Below are 12,058 nucleotides of genomic sequence, written 5' to 3' on the forward strand. Positions count from 1 at the left end.
CACTGAGATAAAAAAAGTGAAACAGAAAACCCGCTTACTCGGAGTAAGCGGGTTTTTATTAATGTTTCTTTTCGTTTTCCTGCATTTGTTTCAGTTTGGACGGGGTCACGTCTTTCCCTTCCGGATCCATGACCTTCATACCTTTCAACTGATTCTTGAACGATTTCCTTACATTGCCGAGATACTGCTCCCGCAACGCTTGTTGTTCCTCTTTCTCTGAATCCGTAAGACCTTCTGCCTTCGATTTATTCGCCAATTCATTTATACGATTAATTTTTTCTTTAGAAAGCATCGTAATACCCCTTTTTATATGCGTCATTTCATAAAAAAACAAGGTATCATCGGGACCCTCGTTTTTATCCATATTACCTGTTTTCAGTTTGATTTTCAAGGGACGTGCTTTCCCGATACCGCCGGTGAACGGTCGCCTTCGAAACATCATGCCCGAGTCCTCTCATTGTTACTGCAATATCATGGAAGGTCAATTTGTTTTGATCACGCAAACGTACGACTTCTTCGATCGGGAAGTCTTTGCGGGAGCGTCCTGGCGCCATTCCCTGGTTTGATAAATTATTGCCGGGAGCATATCCTTCTTCCATGGCTTTATGCATGCCGCGTTTGATTTTCATGTTATGGATCTTGCGCTGGTATTCCTCCACGATCCCTACTATCTGCAAAACCATAGCATCAGATTCCGATAATTGCATTTCCCCATTTTCAGCAAGCGCATAAACATCGACATCGTGTTTTTTTAACTGGTGGAACAAAGCGATTTTCGTATTGCCTCGCCCCAATCTGGTTTCATCCTGAACCAATAGAACATCCACTTCGGCTGAGGCGATGGTTTGCAGTAATTGAAATACGCCGTCCCGATCTATATCATAGCCGCTTGCCTGTTCAGACACGATCTCCACTATCTCCCAATTACGGCTGAGACACATGTCCGTCAGTTCTTGTTGTTGTCTCTGCAGAGACGAGACTTGCGCTTCTTTTTCGGTACTGACGCGGCAGTATATAATAACTTTCATGGCTCATGCTACCTTTCTCGTTATCTTTTTATTGCACAGTCTAAACACTGCTTACCATGGAATAATACAGAAAAGCGATACTTAGAACAAATAATAAAAGATACGTAACATCCAATTTAGAAAGTTTGTTAAACATGTCAATTCCTCCTAAAGAGAACTTTTGTTCGCGTTTTTGATAATTCCATTATATACGAACATAAGTTCTTGTCAATATATTTTTTCGAACGGGTGTTTGTGTTCGGGGTAGAACCATGGTACACTGTGATTAATAAATTTATATGTACGGGGTGTCATTCTATGAGTAAACTTTCCAAACGCCAGCAAGAAATACTAGAATTCATTAAAGAACAAGTCCTATTGAAGGGTTATCCCCCTTCTGTCAGAGAGATTGGCGAATTTGTCGGCCTTGCCTCGAGTTCAACAGTACATGGACATCTGGCAAGACTTGAAAAGAAAGGTTATATTCGACGTGATCCCACTAAACCTCGGGCCATAGAAGTTCTTGAACTTGAAGAAGCGGACTCCATTCCTAAAACTGAGGCCGCCTATGCACCTGTTATTGGTAAAGTAACCGCAGGTATCCCGATTACCGCCGTTGAAAACATTGAAGAATATGTTCCGTTGCCTGATACGATGGCCGGAACAGACGAGAATATGTTTGTACTGGTCATTCAAGGTGATAGTATGATAGAAGCTGGCATCTTAAATGGAGATATGGTGATTGTTCGTCAGCAAAACACTGCTCAAAATGGTGACATCGTCGTTGCGATGACGGAAAATGAAGAGGCTACAGTCAAACGTTTTTTCAAAGAAAAGAACCATATTCGCCTGCAGCCTGAAAACTCAACCATGGACCCTATCCTTCTGAACGACGTCTATATTTTAGGAAAGGTTACCGGTCTCTATCGCACTATCCATTAGAAGCTCCTAAGCTATTAACCTACGCTTCCGCTGCATATGCGTAGACTAATTGGTGCTCAGACAAATCCGAATGAAACACAAAAATTCCGAACAGATTTCAAATCGTTCGGAATTTTTGTATGCGAAGAAAAGAGTTCAATGGCCGCTCCGGCAAAACACACCACTCTCAACGACCTCAACTTGCTCTCATAAAGGCTCGCGCTGTTCTCATCGAAATGTCCGGGTTTTGACTATGCTAGCGATCAACTTATACACGTTTCCAATGTAATTTTTTTAACACCTCTGATTTACGTTGCTCCTTGGCCTGTCTCATTATTTTTAGCCTTTATATATGGAGTAAATAAGTGAAGGCTTGGCTTGATAATGATGTTTTGGCTCTTGGGGTTTGTGTTCCCTTCTTTTCACAAAACTATATATTCTTGGATAAAATTTTGCTACTATAGATGTTTAGAGTACATTCAATCAGAAAGGAACGATCATTGATGAAAAAACGCCTTATCGCGGTAGCCATCGCAGCTACACTTCTCGTGATATCCATACTTATGCAAAGTATAAGTTTCTTAACATCCGATACGTTTAAGGAGACATCAAGCGGGATGTTTTCAGATGAGCAAGGGCCAAAGGAAGAAGTTATTGAAAACGGCTCCTCAGCCAGCCGAATTGCAAAAGTCAACGTAGAAGGCACTATCATGAGTAATCAAGGGTCCAATCCGTTTGGCTCACAGGGGTATAACCACAGCAGCATGATGGAACAATTAGATGAAATCAAAAAAGACGATACCATTGAAGGTGTGCTGTTGTACGTGAACTCCCCAGGTGGCGGCGTTCATGAGAGCGCCCAACTTCATGAAAAATTGAAGGAAATCAAAGACGAAGGAAAAAAACTTTACGTGTCCATGGGCGGAATGGCTGCCTCAGGAGGCTACTACATTTCGACGCCTGCCGATCGCATTTTCGCATCAGAGGAAACATTTACAGGGTCGCTCGGAGTGATCATGCAAAATACAAATTATAAAGAACTCGCCAACGAATATGGCATCAAGTTCAACACCTTTAAAAGTGGCGAATTCAAAGACATTATGAGCCCGACAAAAGATATGACTGAAGAAGACCGAGAGATCATCCAATCCCTTGTCGATGAATCATACCAGGGATTTGTCGATGTCATCAGTAATGGACGCGACATGCCTAAAGAAAAAGTGCGCGAACTCGCTGATGGTCGAATTTATTCCGGCCAGCAAGCCGTCGACAATGGTCTGATTGATTCCATCGGGTTCGAAGATGATGCGATGAATGCCCTGAAAAAAGAAGTGGGAGGCAATCCGGAAGTAATTGAATTGAAACCGGCTACCGAATCATTGTTCGGCATCCCATTTGACGTAAAAAGCTTCATGCCGAATAGTGAAGTCAGGTTGATTGAAGAAATGATCCAAGATCGTCAAGGTCCAAGATTAATGTACAAATACACGGAGTAAAGGAGGGATTCTATGGATATAGCAGATCAGAGCCATACACCTGATGGTATGAGTCAACTTGTCAACAGTCGCTTGGACGATATTGAACGGGTTGTATATGCTGGTTTCGCCCCGAGATTTTTTGCTTATCTGATCGACTTAATTGTCATTTGGAGTTTAAATTCAATCGTGAGCCGCCCATTATTAAATGTGACGGGTTTAGCAGATGCGAAGTTGTGGATAGAATTGCTGAGCGCTGCTAACATCTGCCAATCTGCCGTGTTCTTTCTCTATTTTATACTCATGACGCTGTTTTTCAGCGCAACCCTGGGCAAAATGATATTAGGGTTATCTGTCCATTCGTTGGATGATAACCCCCTATCTAAAGGGCAAATTCTATTTCGTGAGTTTATCGGGCGCTATATCAGTATGGCCGTTCTCGGTATTCCCTATCTTGTCGTCATCTTCACGAAACGCCATCAAGGGATCCATGACATGTTCGCAGACACCTCGGTCATTAAAAATAAAATGATTAAACTGCACCAAGAATTGAAATCAACAACTAACTAAAGAAAACTGAATAAAACACACAAAAATTCCGAACGATTTGGTTGAAATTGTTCGGAATTTTTGTGTCTTGGCGTTATGAGCATGTAGGGGCTGCGGGAAACGGTTCGCTTTCCATGGGGCGGATGCCTTTGTCCATTTCCTTTAAATACCTTTTTAAAAAACGGTGAAGTTTGTTTACAATATAACTAGTTGAATTCATAGGGAGAGTGTTGGAGGAATAAGGATGAAAAGAAAAATTACTTCATTGTTTACCATTGCCACAACGCTCATCATGCTCACCCCGTTGAGTAGCGCTGCTGAGCCTGATGTGAATCTCGAAAGTGAATCAGGCATCGTGATCGACGCAAACACCGGAAAAGTTTTAAACGAAACGAACAGTAAAAAACGCATGTATCCGGCAAGTATCACGAAAATCATGACAGCGATCGTCGCAATCGAAAAAGGCGATTTAAATGAAACGGTTACGGTTAGTGAGAAAGCACGCGATGTCATTGGAACGAGAGTCTATCTTGAAGAAGGCGAAAAAGTTCCATTAAAAAAATTAATACAAGGCACGATGATTAACTCAGGTAACGACGCAGCGATTGCGATTGCTGAACATGTAGCAGGCAGTACGGACCAATTCGCTAACCTAATGAATACATTTGCCGAAGAAAAAATCGGAGTGACGGACTCCCATTTTGTTAACCCCCACGGTTTGTTTGATAAGTCTCACTATACGACTGCCTATGATATGGCCAAAATCACCCAATACGCTATGAACAATCAAGTGTTCCGGGATATTGTGAGCACAAAGAAATTGAACTGGAAGGGAAAGAGTTGGGAAACGACGTTATATAACCACAATCGCTTGTTGTGGAGATACAAAGGGGCTAATGGGGTTAAGAACGGGTGGATTGATCAATCCGGCCATACGCTGGTCACCTCAGCTAAACGAGGAGATACAGAATTACTGGCCGTCGTATTAAAAGCGAAAGGAAAAGAAAGCTCGTATCAAGACACCATGAATTTGCTAGACTTTGGATTTGAACATTATCAAAGTCAGACAATCCCCAAAGGGAAAAATTACCGTTATGAAGACAAGCACTTCACACTTACTGAACCGTTTTCCTTCACCTACCAAAAAGACGCGCCTTTGACGAAAGAAGTGACTGCGAGCGGCTGGCTTCGTATATCGTCCGAGGGGTCCTTGATTAATCAAACTAAACTGAACGATACGTCTCAAACGACCTCAGCTGAACAACCACAGGCGGTAAAGCACGAAGAAAAAGAGGAGCAGCAGGACAATCCTGCGCTTGGCTCATTTCTTACCTGGTTTATAGGATTATTCCAATGAATATCTATTTTAAAATTTCCACCTTGGAATCTTTTTCTTTCCGTGTTCGGCTTAGAAAAAACGTAGGAAAGAGGCTGGGACAAAACTGAATATAACAATAAAATGCCGAACTTCGCTGAAGTTGTTCGGCATTTTTATGTTTCAAGTGAGACGTTCAAGTTTAGCTGTGACCAGGCTAATAGATTGCTTCTCTAGCTATGCCTCAACCGATAGAAGTGATAAAGATTTTTAACAATGACTTTTATGACAGAATATAACGGAATGGCGATAATCATGCCAATAAATCCATATAAAGCTGCGGCCACCATAAGTAACAGGATAATCGTTAACGGATGGACATTCAATCGGCTGCCCAGCACGACTGGAGCTACTACGTTTCCTTCAATCTGTTGGACGACAACGAGCGTGATCAGGACATATAGAGCCATCGTCGGTTCTTGAGTCAAAGCGACCACCAAAGCCGGCAGCACACCTAACAAAGGCCCAAAGAAAGGCACGACGGCTGTAATGACGACGAAAAACGCCAGTATGAGGGCATAATCGAGACCGATGATTAGATAGCCAGCATACATCAGCACCCCATCCACAAGCGCCACCGTAAGTTGACCAATAATATAGGCGGCTAAGGTGCGATCAATATTTCGTAATAATTTCTCCCCTTCCTTTTCGTGATCAGTAGGAATGAATTTCAATAAAAAAGGTGTAAACCGTGCATCGTCTTTCAATAAATAAAACAATATAAACGGCACCACGACCAGTACCGTCGCAGCCCCTGTAACGGTGGATACGATTTCAGTCACGTTCTCCCCGACAGTTTGGGCAGCGTCACTCATAAATTGAGTAGCTTTTTGCCTAAAATTCTCAACCGACACCGGGCTGGGGTTGTTGTTCTCAAGCGTCTTCTTTGTTTCATCGGCTGTTTGTTTCAAGTCCTTCGGCAAATTACTGGATAACTTTGTAATCTGTTTTTTTACCGTTTCGACCAAAAATGACGAACCCGCATATAACACGCCTGCAATGCCTGCATAGACTAGCAAAATAGCTCCCGTCACCGAAATATAGCGAAACCGGGACAAAAAACGCACAAAAGGTTTAATGATGTAATAAAAGAAACCGGCAATTAAAAGAGGGAAAAATATCGTCCCAATTATGACTTTGACCGGCTCAAAAAAATGGAGCACCTCTAACAATAAAATTGTGATTAGGATTAAAATAGTACCGGTTATGTATTTAAAAAATGGATGTTTCAACCACATGCTGTATCCCCTTCCTTCGTCCATACGCGTGGGAATAACACTTTTAACCAATGAATCATTCCGCTTCATTCATCAAAAAAGGGAGCCCGGTTATAATCAAACCAGGCTGCTTTATTCGTGTTGTATGGTCAGTTTTTTGATGACGGCTTCAATATCTGTGGTAGGTTGTTGACAAGCAAAGTTCTCACACATATAAACCGTCGTTTCGTTGTTCAACTGCGTGTAGGCTGTTGCAAATTCCGCGATGCCTGCAAATTCCTGGGGATCTTTAGCTACAAGAATAGCCACATGCGGTAAAAATTCCGACTGTAAGGCTTGGAGCAGACGTTGGCGCTGTGCATCATGTTGCCTTCCGATGATCACGACTTCCATCTTAGGCGCTTCCTCATAAATCAGACTTTGTAAAAACATCGTGAAGCCCGCTGGGTATCGCTCTACTTCTCGCTTAAATGTCGACGCCATTTCATTGGCACGATCACGTAAAGCCAAATCACCCGTCAGACTCGCCAGTTTGTGCAGCATAACAGCCGCGACGCTGTTTCCTGATGGCATAGCACCGTCAAATATGATTTTTTCTCTGGCAATTAGATTCACCGTATCATGACCGGTAAAATAAAAACCACCCTGCTCCTCATCCCAAAACAACTCAATCATGTCGTTCATCGTTCGTTTTGCTTTTGCAAGATAACTTAATGCATAAGTTGTTTCATAGAGTTCCACGTAAGCCCAGGTAAGAAACGCGTAATCATCAAGAAACCCTTTTGTCTTCACATCTCCTTCACGAAATCGAACCATTAACCTGCCATCTTTAATGAGCCTGTCTTCGACAAAAGCAAGAGCACGCTCAGCTAATTGGGTGTAGGCCCTTTCATTCATCGTTCGACCTGCTTTAGCAAGGCTTGCTATCATCAACGTATTCCATGCATTAAGGCGCTTATCATCAACATGGGGATAAACGCGCTGTTCGCGTAAATTTAACAAGTCTTCTTTCGATTGTTTCAAATCAGCTTCAAGTTCCGGCACACGCATCTTATAGTGTGAAGCCCACGCCTCAAGATCGGTCCCGATTAAATGCGGAATGTTTTTGCCCTCAAAATTACCTTCAGGGGTCACATGATAAACATCAGTGAAGCGCTTGCCTCGTTCCGGACCTAAAGCAGCCATGACCTCATCATAACCCCACACGTAGTATTTCCCTTCTTCGCCTTCCGAGTCAGCATCGATCGCCGAATAAAATCCACCGTCCTCAGCAGTCATTTCCCTCTGAATGAACGAAACAATCTGCTCACTCACTTCTTGAAAGCGGCTAATACCTGTTAATTGGTAACCTTCTGTATAGGCAAATAACAGCAGCGCATTATCATACAGCATTTTCTCAAAATGTGGCACCAGCCATTTTTCATCGACTGAGTAACGAGCGAATCCATTCCCCACATGATCATTAATACCTCCATCGGCAATGGACGCTAGTGTATGAGTCGCGTAGTGAAGGGCTTGTTTCGAATTCATCCAATGGTTATATCGGAAAAGAAACATCATCATATGCGGACTCGGAAATTTAGGCGCTTCCCCAAATCCTCCGAACGATTCGTCAAAGTTATTCGCTAACTGTGCAAAAGTTTGATGGAGATTCTCCTCTGAAAGCTGACTCTCTTTGTCAATCTCCCCCTGCTTATTTAACGCTTCTGTAATTTGATTGGAAGCTTTTGTTATTTTTTCAGGGTCCTGTTTATATTGATCGTAAAGTTGGGTGATGACATCCGTGAAGCTCGGAAGCCCGTACCGTCGATCTTTAGGAAAATAAGTCCCGGCATAAAAGGGTTTCTGATCAGGTGTCAAGAACACATTTAACGGCCACCCGCCATGCTGGGTCAACATTTGGCAGACCGTCATATAGATCGAATCAATATCCGGCCGCTCCTCACGATCGACTTTGATGGGGACAAAACGTTCATTGAGTTTTGCCGCTGTCTCTTCATCTTCAAAGGATTCATGTGCCATGACATGACACCAATGACACGTAGAATATCCGATGCTTAAGAAGATGGGTTTATCTTCACGCTCTGCTTTTTCAAACGCTTCTTCTCCCCACGGAAACCATTGCACGGGATTATAGGCATGCTGTTGTAAATAGGGAGATTGTTCTGTGATCAATTTATTCGACTTCTGATTAAATGCCATATAGATACCACCTTTTGTAACACGGTTGTTTGTAACGTTCCCATTCCCGGAGATCATTAATCTTAATAGACCATGGTTGTAACAAAAAAACCAGAGTTAAATTACTCTGGTTTTACCCTGGCAAAAAGAAGTTACAACATAAACTCTAAATCAGTACTGTTATTGCGGAGCAGGCAAAGGCGTTACAGGATCAAGGCATACGATACCACAGAAGCAATCTAAATCGATCGTTATGCAGACGCCGGTAGCTTTAAGGTTGCTGATTTGTTTGCCCGGAAAAAAATCACATATTGTTTTACCTTTTCCACATGAACCCATTACCGTTCCTCCCATGTTAACTGGAACTAGTAATTCTAACTGAACACAGCACTCATCTTTATCCACGAATTTTACCGCACGGAAGATAGGCGTCTGGATACACTTCATAGCGTTCATTCCCCCACCGCCAATGGAAGAACGAGAGATACCACTTCCAATAAATGGTTCGCAGTCTTCTTTACAATACAGAGCAAACGGGATGGTGGTGAAACCATTTCCGTTTGTGGAAGGCGAAAGCAACTGTTTAATCGATTGTTCACAACTTGTTGTACAGCAATCCCTATTCCTAGCAACTTCATTTTGAGCTCTCACAATCTTTCGTACTGTTTCACAAACACAAGATTCACCATCTTTTCTTCTTTCACAGCTCATTACTCATAACCCCCCTTTTCTATTAAAATTTGGTACATGATTACTATATGTAATCGACTGGATAGTGGTTGTATTAGGGTCTATTATTGGAAAATAAGGCGTATATTCTCTTAATTTATAATAGGTAATGCGCATGAGGTTTCGGATTTGATAGTATAGAATGAAAGAGAAAGGTAGGGGATGTAATGAAGAGGGTTATGTTTATAACATTATTACTGTTGCTTCTATCAGCATGTTCAAATAGTGAGGACAATCAGGAAGGCTCCCCTTCAAATAGCTCAGCGGAAAGCGGAATGAATAAAGTTGATATTCAGAACTTTTCGCTAGAGCCATTCAGTAGTGGCGAGACCTATTTTGTAGTAGCAGATATGAATTGGCAAGGGGACACGGCAGCCCAATTAAATTCGATAGGGTTAATTGAAGAAGATGGCACACCCATCTCCAGTGAAAAAGGGATTACAGCTAACTTTTACATAGGCGACGAACATAAAAAATCAGGCGTATATCGACGGGATGAAATAGGAGAATATACTAAGGTTAACGGAGCGGAGTTAGAAGATAGACAAACATTAATTATGGAGTATACGTTAAGTCATGTTCCAAAAAACAGCCTAAATCGTATTAAACTCAGTTATGAAGTGGACGGTAAGAGCTTTAGTGAATCCTACACGTGGTCGACTTTAAAAGAACTTGAAACCAACTAAGATGGATGAAGATAGTAAGAGGACTAGGATTGGTTGAGACATAACGCTTTTCCCGCAGCCTCTAAATGCTCATAATACCAAAGCGCAATAAAGCCGAAACAATTTCAACGAATTGTTTCGGCTTTTTTTGGCTATTTATTCAGTTTTGTCCCAATCTAATAGGACGTCAGATACTGTTCTCTCTCCCACGGATGAACTTGGGTACGGAACATATCCCATTCTATTTCTTTCGCTTCGATAAAGTGTTCAAATAAGTGTTCGCCTAATGCATCCACCATCACCTGATCGCTCTGGAGGAGCTCAAGTGCGTTGTAGAGGGTAGCCGGCAAATCTTGAACACCGTTTTTCTCACGTTCCTTCTTATTCATCACATAAATATTGCGGTCGACCGGTTTCGGTGCTTCGAGTTTGTTTTCCACACCATCAAGTCCAGCGGCCAACAATACGGACATAGCCATATAAGGATTAGCAGCGGGGTCGACACTGCGCACCTCAATCCGTGTGCTCAACCCGCGAGAGGTTGGAACACGCACTAGCGGACTCCGGTTCTGCCCTGACCAGGCTACATAACATGGTGCTTCATAGCCAGGTACAAGACGCTTATACGAATTGACGGTTGGATTGGTCACTGCCGTAAAGTTGGTCGCGTGTTTGATGATCCCTGCCGTAAATTGATAGGCAACATCTGATAGCTCCATATCACCTTTCTCATCATAAAAGGCATTTTTGCCATCTTTGAACAACGACATATTCGCATGCATACCAGAACCATTTACGCCAAACAACGGCTTCGGCATAAACGTGGCATGTAACCCATGTTTACGCGCGATTGTTTTCACGACAAGTTTGAACGTTTGAATATCGTCACAGTGTTTGACTGCATCTGAGTATTTAAAATCGATTTCATGCTGACCTGGAGCTACTTCGTGGTGAGACGCTTCAATTTCAAAGCCCATTTCCTCAAGTTCCAGCACGATATCCCGGCGGCAATTTTCGCCTAAATCGGTCGGAGCCAAGTCAAAGTAACCACCCAGGTCATTCAATTCCATGGTTGGTTCGCCTTGGTGATCAAGTTTGAATAAGAAAAATTCCGGTTCCGTGCCGATGTTAAATGCTGAGAAACCGAGTTCTTCCATCTTTTTAAGGTTCCGTTTCAAATTATTACGCGGATCACCTTCGAATGGCGTCATGTCCGGATTGTATATATCGCAGATAAACCGGGCAACCTTCCCTTTCTCTGACGTCCACGGGAATACAACGAACGTGTCCAGGTCGGGCACTAAGTACATGTCGGATTCTTCAATCCGCACAAATCCTTCAATAGACGAGCCGTCAAACATCATCATGTTATCCAAGGCTTTGTCTAACTGGCTCAAAGGTATTTCCACGTTTTTGATTGTGCCGAGCATGTCCGTAAATTGCAAGCGAATAAAACGAACGTTTTCTTCATCAATTTTTTTAAAGATTTCTTCTCTGGTTAAACCCATGTAACTGGTCTCCTCCTCATCATTAGTGGAAGAATCGTGACAATTCTCCTTGTCTCAAGTTCGGTTTGCCATATCTCCCTGCATTAAACAGTTCTTTTTGGAGCATGTTGCGAAGTTCTTTTTCACTTAAATCGTTGTGAATTTCTTCGATCTGCTCCTCATCGTACTGCTCGTTTTCCGGCTGTTCTTGAAGTTCCAGCACTTGTTTGATGCCAGCTAGATTGACACCCTTTTCAATTAAAGCCTTGATTTCGAGTAACCGGTCGACATCATTAAACGAAAATTGTCTACGGTTCCCTTCTGATCTGGCCGGTCTAATCAAACTATGCTGTTCGTAATATCTGATTTGCCGGGCAGAAAGATCGGTTAGAGATTTAACTATCCCAATCGGGAACAATGGCATGGAACGACGAATTTCATCACTCATCGAT

12 protein-coding genes are annotated in these 12,058 nt (G+C 42.5%); 5 read left to right on the top strand and 7 right to left on the bottom strand.

Annotation, left to right across the window (positions count from 1 at the left end; all coding sequences use genetic code 11):
* Window positions 1-58: 58 nt before the first annotated feature.
* The gene (locus HOP45_RS07760) at window positions 59-292 is read right to left on the bottom strand and encodes a DUF896 domain-containing protein (RefSeq protein ID WP_181348578.1); all 234 of its coding nucleotides are present in this window, start codon (window positions 290-292) and stop codon (window positions 59-61) included.
* 73 nt (window positions 293-365) lie between these two features.
* Window positions 366-1,028 carry a YneB family resolvase-like protein gene (locus HOP45_RS07765; RefSeq protein WP_181348580.1) on the bottom strand — a complete coding sequence of 221 codons (663 nt, stop codon included), beginning with the start codon at window positions 1,026-1,028 and terminating at the stop codon, window positions 366-368.
* Window positions 1,029-1,325: 297 nt separating this feature from the next.
* Between HOP45_RS07765 and lexA the strand changes: the two genes are divergently transcribed.
* From lexA to HOP45_RS07785, 4 genes are all read left to right on the top strand, one after another.
* Window positions 1,326-1,949: a transcriptional repressor LexA gene (gene lexA, locus HOP45_RS07770; RefSeq protein WP_181348582.1), complete on the top strand. Its 624-nt coding sequence runs from the start codon at window positions 1,326-1,328 to the stop codon at window positions 1,947-1,949.
* Between the two features lie 482 nt (window positions 1,950-2,431).
* Window positions 2,432-3,424 (top strand): signal peptide peptidase SppA, encoded by a 993-nt coding sequence (gene sppA, locus HOP45_RS07775; RefSeq protein WP_181348583.1) that lies wholly within the window; start codon window positions 2,432-2,434, stop codon window positions 3,422-3,424.
* 12 nt (window positions 3,425-3,436) lie between these two features.
* The gene (locus tag HOP45_RS07780; RefSeq protein ID WP_181348585.1) at window positions 3,437-3,973 is read left to right on the top strand and encodes an RDD family protein; all 537 of its coding nucleotides are present in this window, start codon (window positions 3,437-3,439) and stop codon (window positions 3,971-3,973) included.
* Window positions 3,974-4,196: 223 nt separating this feature from the next.
* A complete protein-coding gene (locus HOP45_RS07785) occupies window positions 4,197-5,309 on the top strand; it encodes a D-alanyl-D-alanine carboxypeptidase family protein (RefSeq protein ID WP_181348587.1) in 1,113 nt (370 codons plus the stop codon).
* A gap of 191 nt (window positions 5,310-5,500) precedes the next feature.
* On the opposite strand, the gene HOP45_RS07790 is transcribed toward HOP45_RS07785, so the two are convergent.
* The 3 genes from HOP45_RS07790 to HOP45_RS07800 all read right to left on the bottom strand — a co-directional run bounded on the left by HOP45_RS07790 (window position 5,501) and on the right by HOP45_RS07800 (window position 9,436).
* Window positions 5,501-6,565 (bottom strand): AI-2E family transporter, encoded by a 1,065-nt coding sequence (locus tag HOP45_RS07790; protein WP_181348589.1) that lies wholly within the window; start codon window positions 6,563-6,565, stop codon window positions 5,501-5,503.
* A gap of 111 nt (window positions 6,566-6,676) precedes the next feature.
* On the bottom strand, window positions 6,677-8,746 hold the full coding sequence (locus HOP45_RS07795; RefSeq protein WP_181348591.1) for a thioredoxin domain-containing protein: 2,070 nt from the start codon (window positions 8,744-8,746) through the stop codon (window positions 6,677-6,679).
* A 159-nt stretch (window positions 8,747-8,905) separates the two neighbouring features.
* Window positions 8,906-9,436, bottom strand: a complete 531-nt coding sequence (locus tag HOP45_RS07800; RefSeq protein WP_181348593.1) for a CotY/CotZ family spore coat protein — start codon at window positions 9,434-9,436, stop codon at window positions 8,906-8,908.
* Between the two features lie 197 nt (window positions 9,437-9,633).
* Between HOP45_RS07800 and HOP45_RS07805 the strand changes: the two genes are divergently transcribed.
* Window positions 9,634-10,140, top strand: coding sequence for a hypothetical protein (locus HOP45_RS07805; RefSeq protein ID WP_181348594.1), 507 nt, complete (start codon window positions 9,634-9,636; stop codon window positions 10,138-10,140).
* A 155-nt stretch (window positions 10,141-10,295) separates the two neighbouring features.
* On the opposite strand, the gene glnA is transcribed toward HOP45_RS07805, so the two are convergent.
* Window positions 10,296-11,627, bottom strand: a complete 1,332-nt coding sequence (glnA, locus tag HOP45_RS07810) for a type I glutamate--ammonia ligase (RefSeq protein ID WP_181348596.1) — start codon at window positions 11,625-11,627, stop codon at window positions 10,296-10,298.
* Window positions 11,628-11,649: 22 nt separating this feature from the next.
* Window positions 11,650-12,054 (bottom strand): MerR family transcriptional regulator, encoded by a 405-nt coding sequence (locus HOP45_RS07815; RefSeq protein WP_181348598.1) that lies wholly within the window; start codon window positions 12,052-12,054, stop codon window positions 11,650-11,652.
* Window positions 12,055-12,058: the final 4 nt, after the last annotated feature.

This window comes from Thalassobacillus sp. CUG 92003 (assembly GCF_013618635.1).
Lineage (GTDB): Bacteria > Bacillota > Bacilli > Bacillales > Halobacillaceae > CUG-92003.